The organism is Candidatus Litorirhabdus singularis (genome assembly GCF_026262625.1).
GTDB classification, from domain to species: Bacteria; Pseudomonadota; Gammaproteobacteria; order Pseudomonadales; family Halieaceae; genus Litorirhabdus; species Litorirhabdus singularis.
In genome coordinates this window covers 282,189-303,497 of record NZ_SHNN01000002.1, presented here as the reverse complement: position 1 = coordinate 303,497, position 21,309 = coordinate 282,189, and the positions used below count along the sequence as shown (strand labels likewise).

The 21,309-nt window shown below is 52.8% G+C and carries 20 protein-coding genes; 7 read left to right on the top strand and 13 right to left on the bottom strand.

Annotation, left to right across the window (positions count from 1 at the left end; all coding sequences use genetic code 11):
- Positions 1-91 precede the first annotated feature (91 nt).
- Together EYC98_RS09735 and EYC98_RS09730 are read left to right on the top strand one after the other, a co-directional pair.
- The gene (locus tag EYC98_RS09735; protein WP_279245156.1) at positions 92-1,156 is read left to right on the top strand and encodes a phospholipase A; all 1,065 of its coding nucleotides are present in this window, start codon (positions 92-94) and stop codon (positions 1,154-1,156) included.
- A 103-nt stretch (positions 1,157-1,259) separates the two neighbouring features.
- A complete protein-coding gene (locus EYC98_RS09730) occupies positions 1,260-2,150 on the top strand; it encodes a DMT family transporter (protein WP_279245155.1) in 891 nt (296 codons plus the stop codon).
- Positions 2,151-2,190: 40 nt separating this feature from the next.
- Here EYC98_RS09730 and EYC98_RS09725 read toward each other — a convergent pair whose 3' ends face one another.
- The 4 genes from EYC98_RS09725 to EYC98_RS09710 all read right to left on the bottom strand — a co-directional run bounded on the left by EYC98_RS09725 (position 2,191) and on the right by EYC98_RS09710 (position 6,158).
- The gene (locus tag EYC98_RS09725) at positions 2,191-3,933 is read right to left on the bottom strand and encodes a sodium:solute symporter family protein (RefSeq protein WP_279245154.1); all 1,743 of its coding nucleotides are present in this window, start codon (positions 3,931-3,933) and stop codon (positions 2,191-2,193) included.
- 9 nt (positions 3,934-3,942) lie between these two features.
- Positions 3,943-4,209 carry a DUF4212 domain-containing protein gene (locus tag EYC98_RS09720; protein WP_279245153.1) on the bottom strand — a complete coding sequence of 89 codons (267 nt, stop codon included), beginning with the start codon at positions 4,207-4,209 and terminating at the stop codon, positions 3,943-3,945.
- Positions 4,210-4,292: 83 nt separating this feature from the next.
- Complete coding sequence (locus tag EYC98_RS09715) at positions 4,293-4,805, bottom strand: Rap1a/Tai family immunity protein (protein ID WP_279245152.1); 513 nt, start codon at positions 4,803-4,805, stop codon at positions 4,293-4,295.
- A 450-nt stretch (positions 4,806-5,255) separates the two neighbouring features.
- A complete protein-coding gene (locus tag EYC98_RS09710) occupies positions 5,256-6,158 on the bottom strand; it encodes a LysR family transcriptional regulator (protein WP_279245151.1) in 903 nt (300 codons plus the stop codon).
- Positions 6,159-6,469: 311 nt separating this feature from the next.
- Here EYC98_RS09710 and EYC98_RS09705 point away from each other — a divergent pair, with 311 nt between their 5' ends.
- The gene (locus EYC98_RS09705) at positions 6,470-7,729 is read left to right on the top strand and encodes an NTP/NDP exchange transporter (RefSeq protein ID WP_279246062.1); all 1,260 of its coding nucleotides are present in this window, start codon (positions 6,470-6,472) and stop codon (positions 7,727-7,729) included.
- Between the two features lie 53 nt (positions 7,730-7,782).
- Entirely contained in the window at positions 7,783-8,868 is a 1,086-nt protein-coding gene (locus EYC98_RS09700) for a zinc-dependent alcohol dehydrogenase family protein (protein ID WP_279245150.1), read from the top strand.
- Positions 8,869-9,023: 155 nt separating this feature from the next.
- Here EYC98_RS09700 and EYC98_RS09695 read toward each other — a convergent pair whose 3' ends face one another.
- Positions 9,024-10,145 carry an aromatic ring-hydroxylating oxygenase subunit alpha gene (locus EYC98_RS09695; protein WP_279245149.1) on the bottom strand — a complete coding sequence of 374 codons (1,122 nt, stop codon included), beginning with the start codon at positions 10,143-10,145 and terminating at the stop codon, positions 9,024-9,026.
- Positions 10,146-10,511: 366 nt separating this feature from the next.
- Here EYC98_RS09695 and rimO point away from each other — a divergent pair, with 366 nt between their 5' ends.
- Complete coding sequence (gene rimO, locus EYC98_RS09690; RefSeq protein WP_279245148.1) at positions 10,512-11,855, top strand: 30S ribosomal protein S12 methylthiotransferase RimO; 1,344 nt, start codon at positions 10,512-10,514, stop codon at positions 11,853-11,855.
- On the top strand, positions 11,852-12,565 hold the full coding sequence (locus tag EYC98_RS09685; RefSeq protein ID WP_279245147.1) for a 16S rRNA (uracil(1498)-N(3))-methyltransferase: 714 nt from the start codon (positions 11,852-11,854) through the stop codon (positions 12,563-12,565). The genes rimO and EYC98_RS09685 overlap by 4 nt, the downstream gene beginning before the upstream one ends.
- A gap of 198 nt (positions 12,566-12,763) precedes the next feature.
- Here the strand turns inward: EYC98_RS09685 and EYC98_RS09680 are convergent, their stop codons facing one another.
- From EYC98_RS09680 to EYC98_RS09660, 5 genes are read right to left on the bottom strand one after another with little or no spacing between them, the layout of a single operon-like run.
- Positions 12,764-13,156 (bottom strand): DUF4345 family protein, encoded by a 393-nt coding sequence (locus EYC98_RS09680; RefSeq protein ID WP_279245146.1) that lies wholly within the window; start codon positions 13,154-13,156, stop codon positions 12,764-12,766.
- Positions 13,153-13,425: a hypothetical protein gene (locus tag EYC98_RS09675; protein WP_279245145.1), complete on the bottom strand. Its 273-nt coding sequence runs from the start codon at positions 13,423-13,425 to the stop codon at positions 13,153-13,155. The genes EYC98_RS09680 and EYC98_RS09675 overlap by 4 nt, the downstream gene beginning before the upstream one ends.
- 24 nt (positions 13,426-13,449) lie before the next feature.
- Positions 13,450-14,598 (bottom strand): alpha/beta hydrolase family protein, encoded by a 1,149-nt coding sequence (locus tag EYC98_RS09670; protein WP_279245144.1) that lies wholly within the window; start codon positions 14,596-14,598, stop codon positions 13,450-13,452.
- Between the two features lie 10 nt (positions 14,599-14,608).
- The gene (locus EYC98_RS09665; protein ID WP_279246061.1) at positions 14,609-15,316 is read right to left on the bottom strand and encodes a lysophospholipid acyltransferase family protein; all 708 of its coding nucleotides are present in this window, start codon (positions 15,314-15,316) and stop codon (positions 14,609-14,611) included.
- A gap of 26 nt (positions 15,317-15,342) precedes the next feature.
- The gene (locus tag EYC98_RS09660; RefSeq protein ID WP_279245143.1) at positions 15,343-16,419 is read right to left on the bottom strand and encodes an alpha/beta hydrolase; all 1,077 of its coding nucleotides are present in this window, start codon (positions 16,417-16,419) and stop codon (positions 15,343-15,345) included.
- Between the two features lie 297 nt (positions 16,420-16,716).
- Between EYC98_RS09660 and EYC98_RS09655 the strand changes: the two genes are divergently transcribed.
- Positions 16,717-18,276 (top strand): MltF family protein, encoded by a 1,560-nt coding sequence (locus EYC98_RS09655; protein ID WP_279245142.1) that lies wholly within the window; start codon positions 16,717-16,719, stop codon positions 18,274-18,276.
- Here the strand turns inward: EYC98_RS09655 and EYC98_RS09650 are convergent.
- Genes EYC98_RS09650 through EYC98_RS09640 form a run of 3 tightly spaced genes read right to left on the bottom strand, consistent with a single transcriptional unit; the run spans position 18,242 to position 21,226 of the window.
- The gene (locus EYC98_RS09650) at positions 18,242-18,949 is read right to left on the bottom strand and encodes a hypothetical protein (protein ID WP_279245141.1); all 708 of its coding nucleotides are present in this window, start codon (positions 18,947-18,949) and stop codon (positions 18,242-18,244) included. The two genes, EYC98_RS09655 and EYC98_RS09650, sit on opposite strands and share 35 nt — an antisense overlap.
- Complete coding sequence (locus EYC98_RS09645; protein ID WP_279245140.1) at positions 18,939-19,454, bottom strand: sigma-70 family RNA polymerase sigma factor; 516 nt, start codon at positions 19,452-19,454, stop codon at positions 18,939-18,941. Before EYC98_RS09645 ends, EYC98_RS09650 begins: the two co-directional genes overlap by 11 nt.
- Positions 19,455-19,492: 38 nt before the next feature.
- The gene (locus tag EYC98_RS09640) at positions 19,493-21,226 is read right to left on the bottom strand and encodes a vWA domain-containing protein (protein ID WP_279245139.1); all 1,734 of its coding nucleotides are present in this window, start codon (positions 21,224-21,226) and stop codon (positions 19,493-19,495) included.
- Positions 21,227-21,309 lie beyond the last annotated feature (83 nt).

The following is a 21,309-nucleotide window of genomic DNA, read 5'->3' as shown; positions in this document are numbered from 1 at the left end:
CGCCTGTGTAAAGCACTAGCTCGCCACGCCGACAAACGCGTCAAGGCAAATCCGGATGTATTTACCAGCAATACCGTTAGCAGGACAATCTATGAAGTCATTTACGCTTGAAAGATCGCTATTACAGACGCGATTGCTGGCGCTAGCTATTGCGCTGTTGCCACTCACGGCAGCTGCGGACAACGACCCCTACAATATTGCCCCACACTATGCCGCCTGCAAGAATGTCTTCGACGACAACGCGCGTCTCGCCTGCTACGACGCTGTCGAAGTGGAAGAATTACAGATTGAAGAAGCCTTGATGGAGGAGACAGTCCCGGCCGCTTTGGATACGGCTGCGACCACTGCAACGCCACCGACCCAGTCAGCCATGGCAAAACGGCTGGCCAAGGAAGAAGCGATGCTCAACAATCCTTTTGTGATAATCCCTCATGATCGCAACTATATTCTGCCCGTAACCTACAACAGCTCTATCAACGAGACACCTTGGAGAAGTATAGAACCCAACTTGAATATGGATGATATCGAAGCCAAATTCCAGATCAGCTTTAAATCGAGATTAAAGGAAGACCTGCTGCTGGGTGGCGATCTCTGGGCAGCCTATACGCAGCAAAACTGGTGGCAAGTCTACAATAGTTCGGCCTCGGCACCGTTTCGTGAAACCAATTACGAACCTCAGATCATGATGGTGTGGGACCGTGACCAACAGGTATTGGGTCTGACCAACACCAAGTTTGGCGTGGGTTTGAACCATCAATCTAACGGCCGCGGTAATCTGCTATCGCGCAGTTGGAACCGGATAGTTGTCGCAGCCACCTTTGACCGTGAGAATTTCTCTACCCGCGTCCGTGCCTGGTACCGCGTCCCTGAGGATGAAGAAGACGACGATAATCCGGATATGGATAAGTACTACGGTTACGGCGATTTACGCATGGTCTACAAATGGCACGATCAGGAATTCAGCACCTTGTTGCGCAATAATTTGCGCGGCAAGGGCGACAATAATGGTGCCATCCAGCTCGATTGGACCCTACCGCTAAATAATCGCTTCCGCTGGTATATTCAGTATTTTCACGGCTATGGCGAAAGCTTGATCGACTACAACGTTAAAACGAATCGTATCGGGATTGGTTTTACGATGAACGATCTACTCTGAGCAGATCTGCATTCCCACGGGGAATAGGTTTTTATAAAAACTATTCAGTTATTTTATAGGATTAACTGCTGCACAATACCGACTTAAACTCGGAGTACAGCTGATGGAAGCCTGGATCTGGTTCACCCTGCTCGCTGCTACCATGCAAGCGGTGCGCACCGCTGCCCAAAAGACCCTGGCAGCACATATCAGCCCGATGACCGCTACGCTGGTTCGCTACCTGTTTGGTTTGCCGTTTGTGCTGGCTTATCTCCGCCTGGTAGGACCAGCAGATACTGCCGCGGCGGTTTCGCAGCTAAGCGAAAACTCGACCTTTATAATCTATGCAACGTTGGGCAGCGTAGCGCAGATACTAGCGACAGTGTGGTTGATCAAGGCACTCGGTTACCGCAACTTTGCCGTAGGCACAAGCTTCGCCAAGACCGAAGCGCTACAAACCGCGGTGTTTGGTGCCGTATTTTTTGCCGCTTCGCTCTCACCTTTTGGCTGGATCGCGGTAATGCTGGGCGTGGCAGGCACTCTCGTCGTCAGCCTACCGCAGCCCGGTAAGCCCGCAGAATTGCCCTGCGCCGCCTACGGTATCCTCGCCGGAACAGGCTTCGCGGTCACCTCACTATGGCTGCGAGAAGCCAGCCTCAGTCTTCCCTACAGCTTTGTGCAAAATGCCGCGCTGACACTTGCAGCAATGGTTAGCCTGCAAACGGTTATCTGCCTGCTTTATACCTTAATCCGGCAGCCGGATGAACTTTTGCAATTAAGGCATAGGCTGCCCATCGCTATATTCATAGGCGCCGCAAGCGCCATGGGTTCAGTGGGCTGGTATACCGCCATGACGTACAACAATCCGGCTCTAGTAAAATCGCTGGGACAGGTAGAGTTTCTGCTGACATTGGCCATCAGTGTCTTTGTGTTTAAGGAGCGCATAACAGCACGCGAGCTGCTGGGCATGCTGACCATCATTGCCAGCGTAGTGATCGTGTTGCTATTGGCATGAACTTATCGGCGTGAATTTCAGGCAGATGTCGAACCCTCGACTACCGCCGTTTTGATAAAGCGTGATGAGCCGGCTCGCCCGTGGGTACTCGGATATTGGCGACCAGGTCTTGTACCTCCGGCGGCGGCGCAGCAGTGAAGCGAGACACCGTCAACGCCACAGTAAAGTTGACCATAGCTCCCACCACACCAAAGGCATTGGGTTCAATACCCAGAAACCAGTTCGGCGGCAGACTGCCGAGAAATGCTGTGTCAGCTATGAACATGATGCCTTTATGCTGAAACACATAGGCCAGCGTCACTCCAATGCCAGCGAGCATGCCGTAAATGGCTCCCTCTTTAGTGACCCGGTCCGAAAAAATTCCCATCATCAACGCCGGGAACAGCGACGAGGCCGCCAGTCCGAAGGCCAGCGCAACTGTGCCTGCGGCAAATCCGGGTGGGTTGAGCCCCAGATATCCCGCCCCCAATATAGCCACCGCCATAGCGCAACGACTGGCTAGTAGCTCGCGCTTTTCGCTAATGTCGGGCATCAACATGCCTTTGAGCAAATCATGGGAAATTGCCGACGCTATGGCCAAAAGTAGTCCTGCCGCCGTAGACAGTGCGGCGGCCAGTCCTCCGGCAGCAATCAAAGCAATTACCCAGTTCGGTAAGCGCGCGATTTCAGGGTTCGCCAGCACCATTATGTCGTTATCCACTTTTACCAGCTCATTCTCCGCTGGATTCGCGTTGTACAACATCAGGCCGTCATTATTTTTATCCTCAAACGCGAGTAAGCCTGTTTTCTCCCAGTTCTTGAACCACTGAGGGCGCTCTTCATAAACGAGATACTCGCCCGGCGAGGGTTCTATAGTTTCGATCAAATTAAGGCGCGCCATAACCGCTACTGCAGGTGCAGTGGTATACAAGATCGCGATAAAAACCAGCGCCCATCCTGCTGAAGACCGTGCGTCACGAACTCTGGGAACCGTAAAGAAGCGAATAATGACGTGCGGCAACCCGGCGGTACCAATCATCAGAGAAGCTGTAAAAGCAAACATGTTCAGACCGCTCAGTCTGGTATCCGTAGTGTATTCACGAAACCCCAGATCGGTGACCACCTGATCGAGCCGGTCCAATAGGTAAACATCAGAACCGGTCAGGGTACTGCCCAACCCCAACTGCGGCAGCGGATTACCGGTCAGTTGCAAGCTGATGAAGATCGCAGGAATTGTGTAGGCCATGATTAACACGCAGTACTGAGCAATCTGGGTATACGTGATCCCCTTCATGCCTCCCATAACGGCATAGAAGAAAACGATACACATGCCCACCAGCAGCCCGGTTGTATACTCAACCTCCAGGAACCTGGAGAACGCAACGCCCACACCTTTCATCTGGCCTATCACATAAGTGACAGAGCAAATGATCAAACAGATCACGGCAACGCCACGAGCAGTCTTGGAGTAAAAGCGATCGCCAATGAACTCTGGGACGGTGAATTTGCCGTATTTGCGCAGGTACGGCGCCAATAGCATGGCCAGAATCACATACCCTCCTGTCCAGCCCATCAGGAACACAGAGCCGCCATAACCCATAAAGGCGATCATTCCGGCCATAGAGATGAACGAGGCTGCTGACATCCAGTCAGCAGCAGTAGCCATGCCATTGGCGATGGGGTGCACCCCACCACCGGCCACGTAGAAATCCTTTGTCGAAGTGGCGCGGGTCCAAAAAGCGATAGCTATGTAAAGCGCAAAAGTAGCTCCCACTACAAGATAGCTGAGGGTCCGTAAATCCATAACGAACGCCTAGTCTTCTTCGATACCAAACTCACGATCGAGCTTGGTCATTTTGTGAGAGTAATAGAAAATCAATACGACAAAAACGTAGATCGAGCCTTGCTGGGCAAACCAAAATCCTAACTTATAGCCGCCAAGGCGAAACTGATTCAACTCCTCAACCAGTAGAATGCCAAAACCAAAGCTGACAATAAACCAGATCACCAGCAAACGAGCGGCCAACCCCAAATTACGACGCCAGTAGGCTTTTGCCTGCTGATCACTCAGTTGTGTCATGGTAACTCCCGCTACAATAGTATTATTTTTATGAGTGCTCTATACCGTCAACCAAACCGCGCCAGCTGCAACCGGTGCAGAACTTAAGCTGGACAAGGATAGTGCTCCATCAGCGACTTATATACAGCTTCCCGCGCTGGAGTATCTGCCGCCGTACCGTGATCAAGTTTCGCCAGATCCGCTACTATTGCGCCTACTACGTTACGCAAGGGCAAGGGGTCACCCAAACAGAAACCGGCGAGCCGGGCGGCTCGGAAACGATCCGCATTGTTGGGAACACGGGTACGCTTGGCTCGATCTGAAAACGTCTCTTCGGTCTCCTGCGCTCCCTCTACATTCATCATCACGCGCGCATCGGTGGCGACCGCGCCATCAATAAAGCCTTGAATATAGCGCACACAGTACTGACCATCAGCGCTCATTGGCTCGGCTTCAAGTCGTTCACAATGAGACGCCAATTCATGAATCGAGAGGACTTCCACCGCTAAGCCCTTAGGGCTGCCCAACAGCAACACCAATACCAGTAGCGTCAAGACACCAGGCATTGGGATGACAGCCAGCGTAACCCGGTATCCGTTGGACATAGATTGCAACATAAGCGATGTACTCAGCGGCGAAGACTCGTTACATTATGGCTGAATTCCAAAAGCAGGGACAGACCATATGCGCCTTGCTGAAGCCAGAGCGGGTCAGGCAACGCAGCTTCTTTGTGATGCTTTGGGCGCTGGAGAACGAACGCTCGAGCTGTCTTTTAGAAAGCATCTGGGCGTCTCGCCCAAGCAGTATTTAAAAGCGATGCGTATGCTGGGCTGCCGTCCCGCAGAAGTCTAGCGTTAGCCAGCTAGCGGCGATGCGGGGCTACTGGCATATGAGTCAGTTCGCTCTTGATTACCATCGTCTGTTTGGTGAGCTTCCCAGTTTCACATTAAGACGCAGCAGCTAGCGTGCGCCTAACGCTCGGCTAAAAACAATCCGGATAGTTGCCAGATAGTACTGCCTACGTCTGTTGATGCCCCATCGCCCTGAGCGACCCGAAGGTGCGCTATCTAAACGTTCTTAATACGGGCTACCAGAAAATCTACCACGGCCTTAACCTTGGGAACGAGGTAGCGCTGTTTCTGATATAAAAGATAAATCGCCATATCAGGATTCTGACTCACGCTCAGCGCGGGATCGAAGAATAGCTGCTCTAGCTCACCACTATCCAGGTAATCGGCCAGCGACCAGCGCGGAGCCATCATGATTCCGAGTCCGGCAACTGCTTGCTCGCCCAGCCACTTGCTGCTATTTGATACCGCCACCGCTGGCGCGGATACGTCATGCCACTCCCCTTCAATTTCACACAACCAGGGATTCGGCCCCGCTGGGGTTCGGAAATATAGTCCCTTGTGTTGCCTCAGCTCGAAGGCATTTTTTGGGGTGCCCATCTTCTTCAAGTATTCAGGTGCCGCTACTGGAATAAATTCGTTATTCATTAAGCGAACCGCTTGCACCCACTCATTGGGCGCATATCCCCCGCGTATCGCGACGTCTACATCATCGCTCCCCAGCGTCGACAGCTCATCGCTGAGGTTAACGTCTAGAATGATGTCGGGGTACAGCACCTTAAATTCATTCAGTAGCGGAAGTAACAAACGCTCTCCAAAGCCCGCCAGGGAACTGATACGCAATTGGCCCGTTGGGTTGGCCTGATAACTGCGCACAGTCTCATCACTTTGCTCCAGTTGAAACAAGATGCCCTGCACCTGCCGGTAATAGACTTGTCCGATCTCTGTAACCTGAACCACCCGGGTGCTGCGCTTCAGTAGATTGGCACCCAGGCTCTTCTCAAGGTCGGCAATACGCCTGGACAGAGAAGACGGGGGCACTGAAAAGGCCTCCGCCGCCCGTGTAAAGCTCCCGGTTTCAACCACCTTAGAGAAGTAGCGCAGTGCTCTCAATTGATCCATGACGTTGCTGGCTCCTGAGCTTGTCGGTACATTATTGTCGTTTAGACAATAATGTACCCCATTTTCACCTATTTATAGCCGTGAAATATATAGGAATAATGCGCATCGCACTCCAAACTATTCTCAGGGGAACACCATGAGCAGCTATCTCGGCATCAATCACGCCACCCGCTCTGCTGGACACGTTCACGCCTTACGCAACGGGCGGCGAACTAATCATGAAACTATAGTGCACAGGCTCGTCGTCCAATTAACTAGTGGAGATCTCTGTGCCTGAGATAAGCAACAACCCTATTAGCAAATTTCTAAAAATGACCTCGAAGATAGAACCGCGGGAGCTCAATGCTACCCTGAGCTCATTTTTGTTTGTCGTCATCTTGATGTCTGCTTACTACATCCTGCGTCCAGTGCGTGACGCTATGGCGAGTGATTGGTCAGATGCAGAGGTCAGTTGGTTATGGACTCTCAACTTCTTTATCAGTACCGCTGTCGTTGCCATATATGGCATAGCGGTTTCGCGGTTTCGCTTCCAACTTCTAGTGCCCGCTATGTACGCATTCTTCGCCCTCACCTTTGTGGCCTTTTATGTAGCTTCGTCAGGGGTTGTTGATCGGACGCTTATAGACAAGGCGTTTTATGTATGGGTTAGCGTCTTCAGTCTGTTTCATATTTCAATATTCTGGAGTTTTATGTCGGACTTGTTCAACAAGGAGCAGGCTGGAAGGCTCTTTAGCATTATTGCTGCGGGTGCGAGTGTTGGCGGTTTGATTGGTCCTTCTATACCTTCCTTCTTCTCGGAATCCCTAGGTACCGATAATTTGATGCTCATCGCCAGCGGCATGCTATTGCTCCCGATACCGATCATCTTTCATTTACAATCGCTGAAGTCTTCTGATTTACACAATGAAGATTTTGTTTCAAATAGCAGCGCCGCCAAAATTGGCGGGAACCCCTTTGCGGGCTTTAGGTTGTTCTTTTCAAACCCCTATTTACTGGGCATCGCCCTGTTCATCTTTCTGTATACAGGCATCAGTTCGTTTATTTACTTTGAACTCAAGAACCTACTGGCTGAATTAACTCGCGCGGAGCGAACGGCCGTCTGGGCGCAAATGGATCTGGCCGTCAATGTTCTGTCGATAGCGACCGGGTTATTTGCAACTGGCCGCATAATGAGCAAATTCGGAATGCCCATGACTATTGCACTGGTTCCCCTATTGATTTGCGTCGGCTTATTAGTCATAGCGATCTCACCTGTTATGGCTGTGGTCGTGGGCCTACAGATAGTAAGGCGCGCTGGAAACTATGCCATTACCAGGCCAGCGCGCGAAATGCTCTTTACAAAAGTTGACCGCGAAACCCGCTTTAAGGCCAAACCTGTGATTGATATCGTTGCCTACAGAGGCGGCGACACGCTCATGGCCTGGTTATTCACAGGTCTCACACAGGGCCTGGGACTAGGCTTAGCCGCAGTAGCTATCGTTGGTGCGTGTATAGCAGCCGCGTGGGCAGTCGTAGGGATCGTCCTCGGCCGCTGGTTTGAGCGCGATGAACAACTGTCAAAACCAGACTAATCTAACCTTCACATTCAGCCTCAAATTTCTTTAACACTACTCAGGGAATCACAATGAAAACACTCTCTTTCGTTTCAATTTTGACAATGCTACTAGGGCTGACGACGGTGTCTCTAGCCGGCAATAGCAATGATGCCAAGCTTCATTACGTAGAGTTTTCCCAGCTTGGAAACCCTGCGGAAGTACTAAAGGTAAAAACCGAAAGTGCCCGTTCTTTGCAAAGCGGTGAGGTCAGGGTAAAGGTATTGGCGACGCCGATTCACCCTTCAAATCTGCTACAGATTTCTGGCAACTATGGCGTTGACCCAACACTACCGTCTACCCCAGGCAGCGAAGGAGTTGGGCGAGTGATCGAGACATCCGCCGAAGTGACGCATCTGAAAAAGGGTCAACTGGTACTTCTCGTCGGTGGTGGCACCTGGCGTGACGAGATCGTCGCACCTGCGGCTGGCTTTCTTCCCCTACCAGACCTTGGCAACCCGAGCAGTGAGGTCATTGAACAACTGTCTATGACTGCCGTTAACCCTCTTTCCGCGCTGCTCATGCTGACTTCTTTCGTTGAACTGAAAGAAGGCGACTGGATCGTGCACAGTGCTGCAAATTCTAGCGTCGGCGGATATATTATCCAGCTCGCAAAACAACGTGGTGTAAAGACGGTCAATATTGTTCGTCGTGAAGGCCTGGCTAAAGACCTAATGGCCAAGGGTGGTGATGTGGTTTTGATCGATGGTCCAGATCTTGCCCAGCAAATCGGCAACGCGACCGGCAATGCTCCAATCTCACTGGGAATCGATGCGGTTGGCGGTGCAACATTTACTCGCCTGGCACAAAGTCTCGCTAATGGTGGCACGATGGTATCTTACGGTGTGCTGTCGGGGCAGCCCGTAACGCTGAACCCGGCAATGACCATATTCAATGACATTCGAATCCGTGGCTTCTGGCTATCAAAGTGGTTTGAGACGTCGACGATGGAAGAAAAACAGGCCGCCTTTGGAGGAATAATTCCTATGATCGCTAGCGGAGCGCTCAAGGCCGATGTCGATTCACGTTTTACCGTCAGTGAGATCAAACAAGCTGTAACCCGTGCCGCGCAACGTGGTCGCAATGGCAAGGTTCTTATTGTGCCAAACGCCAACTAGAAGCTTTAGCAAATAGCGGTTGCTGCGCTCTTGCAGCAGCCTGCTGCCCAGTGTCCTAAGAACAGGCACAGGCAGCTGCCGTTATTAAAAGGTCCAGAACTGCATCTGCCCTTAAGGGGCGAACGCACAAACTTCGCGCGGCGCAGAAAAAAACGTTATTGAATCGCTAAGTGCTCCGCGAGATTTTTATGAAAATGCACAATCGCTTTTTCGAAATACCCGAACGTAAGATGACTATTAGCATTGGTACCCAGGGTTCCCTGAATTCCGCAGGCAGCCTCACGGTCTTCATCAAAGCCAGCCGCTTTGACAAAAACAGCGTCTCGCTTTGCTTCCTCCACATCAATTGAAGACCCATCAGAAGTATTGTTTGTGACTCTGTAAATCAACATTTGAGTAAGCGATGGACTCAGCGGTTCGAAGACGGTCATGGTTGAATGCTTGGACAAAACGGAAATAGTGACGTTTGGAAAAAGCTGGTAAACCGACGTCACCATTCCATCAAGACGCCGCGACTGAGGCTCAACATCGCGAAGCTTATCAATGCGCCTAAAAGGAAAAATGACTCGAGAATTGGACCCGAAATTCTCTACAACGGTAATGTTGTCGAGCCCATACGGGTAGAAGCTTTGCTTGTGGAGAGACTTAATGTGGTATCCCTCCATCGTAGTTTCGGCGAGCAACTTCCAGTTCGCCTCATCGTTATACTCGCTTTGATCGAAAAACTGTTGTCCGCCAGTAAAAAAGTCTGGGGTATTTTCAAGCATTGACGGATCTATCGGCCCACTCTGATTGACATAGACCAGTCCGCCTTTTTCTAGCGCACCGACCTCCACCAAGCCGTTATTCTGCAGTTCGACTCCTGGGAAGCCAGAGTGACCAGGTATATGCCTGAGCTGCCCATCAAGACCATAAGTCCAAGCGTGGTATGGGCAGACGAAAGAGCGCGCACAACCACTGTCGCTGGCAACAGGCATTCCTCGATGTCGGCATCCATTGATAAACGCACGAACTTCTCCATCTTCCCCTCTCACTACCAATAGCGGGGTGCCCGCCGCCTTCCTCGCGACATAACTACCGTTCTCCAACAGCATCGCAGAAGGGCAAAAGGCAACGGGCTTGCGCCGCAATAGTGCAATTTCAGACTCGAAACGTTCCTCAGACAGATAACTCGCGACGGGCTCTTGCCAGACTGTATCCCCAAGATCCGTGGTCTTGTTGTCAATATGACTAAAAATGCGTTCTATTAGTTGCTGTTCATTCAGGAGGGAGTTCATATGGTCTCGTTGTCCAGTTGCTACCCGAAAAGTGAATGGATATTGGGTAACGCGTCAAAGCTCTACCGTTCCGATTCATCGTATCTTTAAAATCCAGTTTACTCTCCGGACAGGTCAATGAGAAGGCGGTCCCAATTGCACATTGACCGAGTTATAACGGGCCCTGACGATCCCACTGGGCTTTGTCGCGGGCCCACCCGCGCTGCCGAGAACTGCAGTGTCGTTATCCTTGAGCGCGGGCCATCCTGTTCCAAGCGCTAAACCCAACTTCTCCGGCTCCCATCTTTTCTTCAGTACGAAGTTCGCACTGAAAGCACGGACGTGCTCGGGTATACTCCGTCCCTTTCCACATAATCGTGTAGTAAAATGAGCAACTCCACCCATAAAGTCGGTTTTGTCAGCCTCGGCTGCCCCAAAGCACTGGTAGATTCAGAGCGCATCCTCACTCAGCTGAAAATAGATGGGTACGACATCGTGCCCTCTTACGAGGATGCCGACGTGGTTGTGGTCAACACCTGCGGTTTCATCGACAGTGCCAAGCAGGAGTCACTAGACGCCATAGGTGAAGCCTTGAACGAAAACGGCAAGGTCATCGTAACCGGTTGTATGGGCAAGGACTCTGAGGAGATCACCAAAATCCATCCTGGGGTTCTAGCTGTCAGCGGTCCGCAGGCCTACGAGGAAGTTGTCGGTGCCGTGCACGAGTTCGTTCCCGCACCCACTAACCACAATCCCCTAATCGACCTGGTGCCGCCACAGGGCGTCAAGCTTACGCCTCGCCATTATGCTTACCTGAAGATTTCAGAGGGCTGCAATCACTCCTGCAGCTTCTGCATCATTCCCGACCTGCGCGGCAAGCTGGTAAGCCGACCGATTGGCGATGTACTTGAAGAGGCCGAGCGGCTGGTCAAAGCAGGTGTTCGCGAATTACTGGTCATTTCTCAGGATACCAGCGCCTACGGTGTCGATACCAAGTACCGCACTGGCTTTTGGAATGGTCGGCCAGTGAAGGCACGTATGCAGGAGCTCTGCGAGACTCTGGCAGAGTTCGGTATCTGGGTCAGATTACATTACGTTTACCCCTACCCACACGTAGACAACGTGATACCGCTGATGGCGGAAGGCAAACTGCTGCCCTATCTGGACATTCCGTTTCAGCATGGCAGCCCCAGTATTCTTAAAGCTATGAAACGTCCGGCGGCTGCAGAAAAGTCACTGGAACGAATAGCCGCCTGGCGCGCAATTTGTCCCGATATCACGCTGCGCTCCACCTTCATTGTTGGCTTTCCTGGCGAAACCGACGATGATTTTGAGGTACTGTTGGACTTTCTGGATGAGGCACAGCTTGACCGGGTGGGTTGTTTTCAGTATTCACCCGTAGATGGTGCCCGCGCAAATGATCTGCCCAATCATGTGCCAGAGGCATTAAAGCAGGAGCGCTGGGATCGTTTCATGGCTCTACAGCAGCAGATCAGTACGGCCAAATTGCAGGCCAAGATTGGTAAAACCATTGAGATACTTATCGACACCGTTGATGAAGAAGGCGCTGTTGGACGCTCCACTGCCGATGCCCCCGAGATTGACGGCAAGGTTTATCTGGACGGCGTTGTAGATCTGCAGCCCGGTGACTTCGTGGAAGCTGTGGTAGAAAGCGCCGATGAGTATGATCTGTGGGCCGGCCCCGGCCCAGAGCCTGCCAAGCCCGAATGAATCTGCTGCTGTTTCCAGAGCAGGCGCTCTCGACTGAGGGCATACTGCAGGTCAGCGGAGTTCAGCTTCAACACCTTCGAAATGTTCTTCGCTCCAGCATTGGAGATACGATTCGCGTCGGCAAGGTTAATGGATCAATGGGCACAGGACGTGTTATCGAGATTGACGAGCGGCGCGCTGTAATCGATGTAACACTGGACCAATCACCTCCTCCAAAACTAGCGCTGACATTACTGCTGGCCCTGCCACGTCCCAAAATGCTGCGTCGCATCCTGCGCATGGTTGCCGAGTTAGGCGTAGGCGAACTTCACCTCATCAATAGCTACCGGGTGCAAAAGAGCTATTGGCAAACCCCGATACTGGAAGACGCCAGTATCGAAAACTACTTCATGCAAGGACTGGAGCAGGCCAGAGACACCTGTTTGCCCAGCGTGAACCTGCAACGCCGCTTCAAGCCTTTCGTAGAAGATGATTTACCTGATCTGGTGTCAGGGAAAAGAGCGCTGGTAGCGCATCCAGGAGATTATCCGCCCTGCCCTGGTCCAGCTGCGCCACTGCAGCACACCGTGCTGGCAATAGGCCCGGAAGGCGGATTCATTCCCTATGAAATCGATATGCTGCAAGCGGCCGGCTTCGCACCGATAAGCCTGGGTCCGCGCATACTGCGGGTTGAAACCGCAGTTCCAACCCTGGTCGCCAAACTGTGCTAAAAATCTAGTCTGGCTTAGCGGCCAGTTTGATAAAGCCGACTGAGCTGACGTATTAGTACCGGCTTCTTCGATCGCTACACGGTTGGGAGCACCAGGCTTGGACTCATCATTGCTGTAGTCTCCGACCAGCTTGAAATTAAGCTTATGCGTCGCTTCCCACAGCAGGGCGCCGTGCAAGACTCATTCGGGCATACCTTCCTAAATAGCGGGCACCAGTTGCGGTTCACGTCGCAGCAGCCAGAAAACGGCCAATACCGTTAGCGTTTCATAAGTCATTGCAAACACATTGTAACCAGAGAACTCAGCGTTCATCAGCCCTAGAGTTACCCGCACCACCGCCAGTCCGCCAATCACAAATATTAGGGTGACTAACGCGTAACGTCGGTACATCGCCACCGCCGCGCCCAGTGCACACAGCGCCCCCACCGCTGTTTGCAAGCCCCCGTACATGGCTTGCAGTTCGATGGTTCCGGTCTGCGAAGTAGCCGCCACACCTGCAGCTCCAGCCAGTGCCTCCGGCTCTACCAGACAGTAAATGCCGTAACCCATAAACATCATGGCCTGCAGGCCCAGAAAAATTCTTGTAATCATCGTCTCGCGTCCCTGATAGCGTGCTTCATTACTAGTTTATGTATCACCCCGAACAAAAAAACGTTCAGGTAATTCCAAGCATTAGCCCCTGGAGCCTCTTCCACCATATCACGATACATAATGCACTCGTAGGCATGGGTAGCGGCAATGGCTACGAGCAAGCCGAGGCTAACATTAGCCTGCCAGGTCAGGGGCAGCGCCAGACACACCCATATCAGCAAACTATAGAGTGCACAGATGCCCAGTTTTAACCATCCCACCTTGTCCATACACCCACTCCCAGGCTATGCCTGCTAAAGCTGACTGCTGCGGAAAGTCACCTCATCCAGCTCGCTGGACAGTGTCTGTCCAAGAAACAGGGCGGCGGCAGCGCGCTCACTGACATCGTCGGCGAACTGGCTTTGGAAAAATGCGGCGACAACCAGCTTGCTGATCATCTGCTGACGCAATGGATTCATAGCTACTGGCAACGGGTTCAATTGGCACAGGTCAAATTTAGCATTGTAGTTGATACCCTGTTCAGGGGTCCCCAACAGATCAAACCAGGGTTCGGTCATGGACGTCTCCAGATTTTTTGCCACTGTGTAGCAGCCCAATCTATCCGGGTTATGCATCCAGCGCAGCGCTGTAGCCAGACCAGAAAAGCCCGTATGTGACCCACCCGCAATCGTGACCAACTGAGAGCCTGGCACAACTTCTGGCACGCGCTCAGCATTGCTTGCATACGGTACTAGAGCATCAATATCGGCCGCCAGCATCAGAAAAGGCAGCTGTCGAAAGCTGAAAAACACGGGGGTGAGCTGTGCCGTGGGCCCGGCTATCGATAATGCTGCCTTTATGCGGGAGTCGGCCATAGTCGGGTGAAAGGCCGCCAGCGTGGTAGTCATACCGCCCAGCGAAATACCCATAGACCCGATTCGGTGGGGATCGATCATCCCATATAGTCTGTGGTCGTTCTGCTTCGATTGGGCAATCAGCGTATCCAGTATAAAGCTTACGTCGGCAGGCTGGTTAACCACATCCTTTACATTAGGCGAACCGGGCGCGCTCAAATTGGTTAGCGGGTAATCCACAGCCACGGTGACATAGCCCAGACTGGCCAAATGGCGCCCCAGATACTCACCGCCCTCTCGCGTTGAAGAAAAACCGTGGCTATAAACGAGCAACGGATAAGGGCCACCGGACACATCATCTGGCAGCCATACGGAACCTTCCAGCTCGCGCCGGGGTGAACCGCTGTAGTCTCCATTCGCCATGGTCGGGCGGGATTCATCGACATAGTCTTCAGTATAGCTAATCGCGCCAAAGGGACCGGGTTGCAGCAAAGCAGCACTGCGGGTGCCGGCAGCAAACGGCTGCGGCTGGCGACCGCTGCTGAATATCACTGCTGCAACGATCAGCACGAGCACCAAAGCCAATAGTATTTTGAAGGTTTTTTTCATAAATCCAGACCTAGGCCGAAGAATAGGCTTGTGGGTCAATGCGGCGCATTTCCGCCTCTATCCACGTCTCTATCTCGCGCATCAGTTCGTCGGGTTCGCGGCCGGCTGGATCAATAGGCTTGCCTATAGACACGTCTATGACTCCTGGTCGCAGCACAAAGCTGCGCCGGGGCCAGCATTGGCCGGAGCTGACGGCAATCGGGACAATCTGCGCGCCAGTCGTCACGGCAAGCCTTGTAGCACCGGTTTTGTAGCCGCCTTTGCCACCGCGCTCAGAGCGCGTACCTTCAGGGAACATAATAATCCACACTCCCTTCTCCATTAGCTGTACACCCTGCTCGGCCACTTTATTCCAGGCCTCGGCACGCTTGCTGCGGTCTATATGCACCATATCAAGGCGGCCAATACACCAGCCAAAGAAGGGTATCCGCAGCAATTCTTTTTTGAAAACGAAGGCCAGTGGATGCGGCATGATGGTCGGAAACGCAAATGTTTCCCAGGTAGATTGATGCTTTGGACAGAGTATTACCGGCTGATTTGACTCTGCCGGGGGCACATTTTCAAGCCCCTGAACCCGGTACTCAACGCCGCCGATCCAACGCGCAGCCCCTATCACCACACGCAGCCAGCCCACCGCCACGTCGTACAAGGGTCGACCCCGCACAAAAATGGATAGCAAAAGCAGCGCTATGGCATACGGTATAACGCTCACTACCATCACCATAATGAACAACAAGGAACGAATCACGCCGCGGCCTCGGTTATGCTCCCTGCCCGATGCTCGCGCAGGAAAGTGTCAATTGCGTCAAAAGCCTGTTTTGCTTCTGGCAGTTCACGGTGAAATATATGCCATACATGCACCATATGCGACCACGTCTGAAGAGTCACCGGTGAACCACTGGCGCGAGCCTTATTGGCATAGCGTACACCATCGTCTAGCAGCATTTCTGCGAGACTGGCATGCACCAGAGTCGGCGGCAGGCCCCCAAGGTCACCCTGCACGGGCGACACCACACTGGCTGCCGGGGTCACTCTGGCATTAAACCAACTTCCCCACAGCAGCAACCAGCGCGGGATACTAATGAAGCGGCCAAACGCTGGCCCTAGCATGGGATCAGTGTGCAAATTACTCCGCCAGCTCGGGCTACCAAAAGTCGAATCTGTTGCCGGTGACAGAGCTACGACCGCATTCGGCGCCCGAACACCTTCATCTCTGGCCCAGGCAGACACCATTAAAGCCAGACTGCCCCCTGCCGAATCACCGGACACATAAACGGTGCTGGCAGGCTCACGGCCCTGCGGCGAATTCTCAATAATCCAGCGGTACGCCAATTGACAGTCGGCAACGCCATCCAGGCGCCGACTCTCAGGCATCAGCCGATAATCCAAAGCCAGCACGGCACCACCAGTCATCTGTGCATAACGCGTCGTAATAGCCCGATGTGACAAAGGACTACCCATGGTGAAGGCGCCGCCATGAATATAAAGCGTGCGACAACTGTGATCACAACCCTTTGGCAATACCCATTCGCCCTTTATACCAGCGCTGTCGACCGGCACTATCTCGCCGTCAAACTCAACACCCTCACCCATGGAGTCCAGGTAAGAGCGCATTCGCTGCAGCCGACCTCCGCGGGACTCACCTGCACCCGCAGCCGCCATTGCGCCCATCGACTGGACCACCGCACGATGCTCCGCGCTGGGTTCAAGATCTGCAATCGGACTTGGGCTCGGTAAGTCGTAGGCACTAAGGTCTTCACCCTTTAGGTAAAAATGGGTCAATCCCCATACCAATAACAACAGTATTATCCAGCCGAACATACGGTCTTCCCCAGAACAATAAACAAGCTGGGAGGGTATACCCCAGAATAGCGGTATGATGCAATCATCACGCCGGTTTTGGCTGTCTTGACGAAAGTACAGGCAGCCATCACGGCTTAGCGATAATGAAGGATCTAGCATCGGTCAAATCTATGTAGATCGCGAAATAGATCTCACATTAAATCTCTAAAATAATCGTATGCTGCTGATATTATTAGTTTTTTATGATATTTTATCTAGTCCTTGAACGATGAAAGTATCTAAGCAAACGCCCTTGCAGCACAGGACAATACGCTGATGAACAAGATCATCTACAGCCTCTTATTGGTGCTAGGTTCAGCACTACTTTATATCGGTGTGCAAACAGGTACACCTGAGACAGTGCCGCCGGCAGCGCTGCCGACCTTTGCCCCGGTAGTGCCTGAATCACCCAGTCAACCTGAGTCAGCCAGTCAGCCAGACCCGACTGCGCGGCTGGAGAACCTACTGGAAGACAATCCCTTATTCTCACCCTTGGCCGATGCGGAGGTGAGAAACTTTGATGAAATGATAGACGCACGGGTTATCCGCGCCCTGGTGGTCTATAGCAAGACCTCCTATTTTCTTGACGGTGCCGTCCAGCGGGGCCTTGATTTCGACTTCTTGAGCCAGTTCGAAAAATTCGTTAATAAGTCTCTGAATACCGGTCACCTGAAAGTTCACATGATATTTATTCCGGTCACCCGTGAGGAGATTCTGCCCGCCTTACTCGCTGGTCGCGGTGACCTGGCAGTCGCCAATCTCACTATTACTCCCGAGCGCCAGCGCAGCATCGATTTTTCGAGGCCTGTATTCAGTGCCATCAGTGAATTACTGATTAGCCAAAAACAGGATGAATGGCAGCCACAGTCAATTGACGAACTATCCGGCCGCGAAATACATCTGCGCCGCAGCAGCTCCTACTATTCGAGTTTGACCGGCATCAATGAGCAGCTCTCAGCACGCGGGTTAGCTCCCGCCCGCATCCGGGTGGTTGACGAGAAGCTAGAAGACGAGGACCTATTAGAAATGCTCAATGCGGGCTTAATCAGCACCACTGTGGTCGACTCCCACAAAGCTCGCTTCTGGCAGCAGATATTTGAAGACATCCGCCTGCACGAACAATTGCCGCTGCGCGATGGCGCTAACGTGGCCTGGGCCATGCGCAAGAACAGCCCGCATCTTTTGGCGATGACCAATAAGTTCATCAAGACTCATCGAGGTGGCACGCTCTATGGAAATATGATGTTGCAGCGTTACCTGAAAAACACCAGCTATGTGGAAAATTCTCTGTCCACGCAGTCTATGCAGCGGTTTCGTGATACCGCGCCCGTATTTCGCAAATACGCCAAGGAGTATGAGTTTGATTGGTTAATGCTGATGGCGCAGGCCTATCAGGAGTCACGCCTGAATCAAACAGTACGCAGCTCTGCCGGTGCGGTGGGCATTATGCAGATCAAGCCTTCTACCGCCGCAGACAAACGCGTTAATGTGAAGAACATAGGCAAGCTCGACAATAACGTACATGCCGGCACCCGCTATCTACGTTTTTTGCGCGATCACTATTTTGGCGAAGAAGATATGGACGAAACTGAAAAGACGCTATTTGCATTTGCCGCCTACAATGCCGGCCCCAGTCGCGTTATCAACCTGAGACGGGAAGCCGCGTCGGCTGGACTCAATCCCAATCTGTGGTTTGGTAATGTCGAAGTGATTGCCGCGCGCCGCATTGGTCGCGAAACCGTGCAGTATGTCTCCAATATCTACAAATACTGGATGACCTATCGACTAGCTCAGCACGAGCTCAAGGATAGAGCCGCAAGCGCTCCAGCAACGTAGCATCCACCTCTACCTCCGGGTAAGCCTGACGAAACGCCTCGAACGACGCCTGCGCGGCCTCCATGTCATCATTCTCAGCCATTTCGGCAATGCTCTGTAACCACGCCTCACTATCTGCATAAACTGCTGCTGGCGCATCTGTACGACTCTCACTCAACGCATGCGTTTTTCCCTCTACTGCCATTCGCATTGGCGCAGCCGCAGCTTCAGTCGCAACTGACGGTCTAATCTCAGCAGCCCCTGCCGGTATCACATCCAAACTAGCGGCGTCTGCGCTGGCTTGATCACTATGCAGTTCTGACCTGGCGCTTGCACTTGGCGCGTCAGCGCCGGACTTCAACCGCGCAGCGGAAACGCGAGCTGCAGCTAAAGATTCGACAGGCGAATCAGCCAAGCTGGGCGATTCTGAGACAGAGGCGTTGTCGTCAAAATTAGAGCTATTGATAATCGGCGTCGGCGATTCAATCAACGCTGGCAACCAAAGCGCCAGTACGCAAACAACCGCAACACCTGACCAGGCCGGTGACCAGTTCCAACCCCGCCCTCGCGACTCGGGGGCACGCTCTTGAGCCATATCCAATACGCGCTCGTCCAAAGCCTTTGGCGAGCGCAGACGCTGCTTCCGATAGGCAGCTGACAACCGTTCATCTGACGGTTCTTGTTCAGTGCTCATCGCCAACTCCCAGGCTACTGCGCAGACTGCTGCGGGCATACCGAATGCGACTTTTCACAGTTTCTTCACCCGCCTCCACAATATCTGCAATCTGCCTCATGCTAAAACCCTCTTCCTTCAACAGCAGCGCCTGACCCTGATCAGGCGGCAGTTGTGCAATCAGCGCCAACAGCTGGTGTGACTGTAGCTGGCGCTCAGGACCTTCGTGAACCGCTGCAACCAAATCTTCCACTGCGGCTTCTGCTTGTGTAGCACCGCTGCGTTCAGTGCGACGGTAATGATCTACCAACTTACGCCGCGCGATGGTGAACAGCCAGGTAGTGAATGCTGCGCTATCGGTATAACGCGTGGCTGCACCTAGCACTGCCTCCCAAGTATCCTGCGCTACTTCCTCGGCCGCCCCGGCATCTCCCACAGAACCCAACACAAAACGGTACAGGTGATCTTTGTGACGTTGGTAGAGCTCACTGAAAGCTGCCACCTCGCCGGCGGCGTAGCGTAACATCAGGTTCTCATCAGACCGGAGGCGGTTTAGCAATGACACTAGAGAATATTGGTTCCACTGAGATCCCGACTCAACTCTACCAGAGCCTTCATCTCGCCTCTATAACCGTATGGATCACTACCTCTTAGGTCATCAAGCAAAGTCAGCAGACTGTTGTAGTTCCAGTCCCCTGTGTATTTGCCACCGCGCAACAGCTGAGCAAAACCTGCGACTGCTACTGCAAAGCGATAATCATCATCCATCTCTGCCATAGAGCCTCCGGCTTCACTGGTTTCGATGACCCTCATCAACTCGCGTGAATCCTGCTCTCCCGGATTTTTGTAACGCAAACGCACGAAGGCCAACTCGCCGCTGAATTCTGCTGCCTCTGTTGCGCTATCCGGTGCCCCATAGCGCAACTGCTCCAGGCGTTCGCCGCCAGAGCCTTTCATGACCACTTCATACAATGCGGTCACAGTATGACCAGCACCAATATCACCTGCGTCGACTTTATCATTGCTGAAATCCTCACGCGCCAGCAAGCGATTCTCATATCCAATCAGACGATACTCGCTGACCAGTGCAGGATTAAACTCCACCTGAATTTTTACGTCACTGGCGATGGTCTGTAAGGTTGAGCCTAGCTCACGTACGAGTACTTTGTGGGCTTCTTTCAGATTATCGATATAGGCGGCGTTACCGTCACCCTTGTCGGCTATCTGCTCCATCAACGCGTAGTTGTAGTTGCCACTGCCGAAGCCCAATGTGCTCAGTGCGATGCCACGCTGCTTTTCTCTGCTGACCAGCTCCTGTAAAGCCTCGATGTTGGTGGTGCCGACATTGAGGTCGCCATCACTGGCGATCAGCACGCGGTTGATACCTTCTGCAATTAAGTGCTGTGCAGCGACATCATAAGCCAGGCGAATGCCCGCTTCACCATTGGTTGAACCACCTGCTTCAAGACCGTCAATCGCCGCCATGATAGTCGCGCGTTGATCACCCGGGGTGGACTCCAGCACTAGCCCGGCGGCACCCGCATAAACCACCAGCGCAATCCGGTCTTGCGCACGTAGCTGATTAACCAGCAAGCGTAGTGAGCTCTTAACCAAGCCCAGTTTGAACGGTGCCTGCATACTGCCAGAGACATCAATCAGAAACACCAGATTGGCCGCTGGACGCTCTGCCTGAATTTGCTCATAGCCCTGTAAACCAATGCGCAATAGCTGTGTTTTGGCATTCCAGGGTGCCTGAGCCAGTCCGGTCTGAATGCTAAAGGGGGCATCACCCGACCGAGGAGCATCATAGCCATAGTCGAAGTAATTAATAAACTCCTCTGCCTTGACTGCCGCCGCCGGAGGTAACCTACCCTCTCGCACCAACATCCGCCGCACATTGCTATAAGCTGCGGTGTCTACATCGACGCTGAAGGTCGATACTGGATGAGTGACTACGCTCTGTATCAGGTTGTCGCTGAAGGCTAGATAGTTTTCGGTGTCTTGCTGCTGCCAGAAGCCGTGTCCACCAGAGTCAGCCAAATTAGCGGACGTGGCCATACGGGCTTTCATGACTGGCGCATAGCCAACAGTGAAGCTCACAGCGGCTTGGTCGGCCGCCGACGCCACCTCATGGTACTCAGTGGCGGGTGCTGGCAGTAGTCTCGGTGGACTCACCTGACCGGTTGTAGCTGCGGCTTCGGTGGCTTCCGCATGCTTTGAGGTATCATCAAACTGCTCGCGGGCACAGCCGGGATTGAGCGCGAGAATGGCAGTGACTATCAGTAAGTGCTTGTACATGTTTGCTCTCCTTGTTGACGTTTATAGAGTTAAACGTCAGCGCAGAGCAAACAGGGTTAAAGTATTTTCGGCTTTTTACAGCG

Coding starts and splice junctions, on each gene's coding strand:
- EYC98_RS09735 (WP_279245156.1), top strand. CDS start 92: ATGAAGTCATTTACGCTTGAAAGATCGCTATTACAGACGCGATTGCTG.
- EYC98_RS09730 (WP_279245155.1), top strand. CDS start 1,260: ATGGAAGCCTGGATCTGGTTCACCCTGCTCGCTGCTACCATGCAAGCG.
- EYC98_RS09725 (WP_279245154.1), bottom strand. CDS start 3,933: ATGGATTTACGGACCCTCAGCTATCTTGTAGTGGGAGCTACTTTTGCG.
- EYC98_RS09720 (WP_279245153.1), bottom strand. CDS start 4,209: ATGACACAACTGAGTGATCAGCAGGCAAAAGCCTACTGGCGTCGTAAT.
- EYC98_RS09715 (WP_279245152.1), bottom strand. CDS start 4,805: ATGTTGCAATCTATGTCCAACGGATACCGGGTTACGCTGGCTGTCATC.
- EYC98_RS09710 (WP_279245151.1), bottom strand. CDS start 6,158: ATGGATCAATTGAGAGCACTGCGCTACTTCTCTAAGGTGGTTGAAACC.
- EYC98_RS09705 (WP_279246062.1), top strand. CDS start 6,470: ATGACCTCGAAGATAGAACCGCGGGAGCTCAATGCTACCCTGAGCTCA.
- EYC98_RS09700 (WP_279245150.1), top strand. CDS start 7,783: ATGAAAACACTCTCTTTCGTTTCAATTTTGACAATGCTACTAGGGCTG.
- EYC98_RS09695 (WP_279245149.1), bottom strand. CDS start 10,145: ATGAACTCCCTCCTGAATGAACAGCAACTAATAGAACGCATTTTTAGT.
- rimO (WP_279245148.1), top strand. CDS start 10,512: ATGAGCAACTCCACCCATAAAGTCGGTTTTGTCAGCCTCGGCTGCCCC.
- EYC98_RS09685 (WP_279245147.1), top strand. CDS start 11,852: ATGAATCTGCTGCTGTTTCCAGAGCAGGCGCTCTCGACTGAGGGCATA.
- EYC98_RS09680 (WP_279245146.1), bottom strand. CDS start 13,156: ATGATTACAAGAATTTTTCTGGGCCTGCAGGCCATGATGTTTATGGGT.
- EYC98_RS09675 (WP_279245145.1), bottom strand. CDS start 13,425: ATGGACAAGGTGGGATGGTTAAAACTGGGCATCTGTGCACTCTATAGT.
- EYC98_RS09670 (WP_279245144.1), bottom strand. CDS start 14,598: ATGAAAAAAACCTTCAAAATACTATTGGCTTTGGTGCTCGTGCTGATC.
- EYC98_RS09665 (WP_279246061.1), bottom strand. CDS start 15,316: ATGGTAGTGAGCGTTATACCGTATGCCATAGCGCTGCTTTTGCTATCC.
- EYC98_RS09660 (WP_279245143.1), bottom strand. CDS start 16,419: ATGTTCGGCTGGATAATACTGTTGTTATTGGTATGGGGATTGACCCAT.
- EYC98_RS09655 (WP_279245142.1), top strand. CDS start 16,717: ATGAACAAGATCATCTACAGCCTCTTATTGGTGCTAGGTTCAGCACTA.
- EYC98_RS09650 (WP_279245141.1), bottom strand. CDS start 18,949: ATGAGCACTGAACAAGAACCGTCAGATGAACGGTTGTCAGCTGCCTAT.
- EYC98_RS09645 (WP_279245140.1), bottom strand. CDS start 19,454: ATGTTACGCTACGCCGCCGGCGAGGTGGCAGCTTTCAGTGAGCTCTAC.
- EYC98_RS09640 (WP_279245139.1), bottom strand. CDS start 21,226: ATGTACAAGCACTTACTGATAGTCACTGCCATTCTCGCGCTCAATCCC.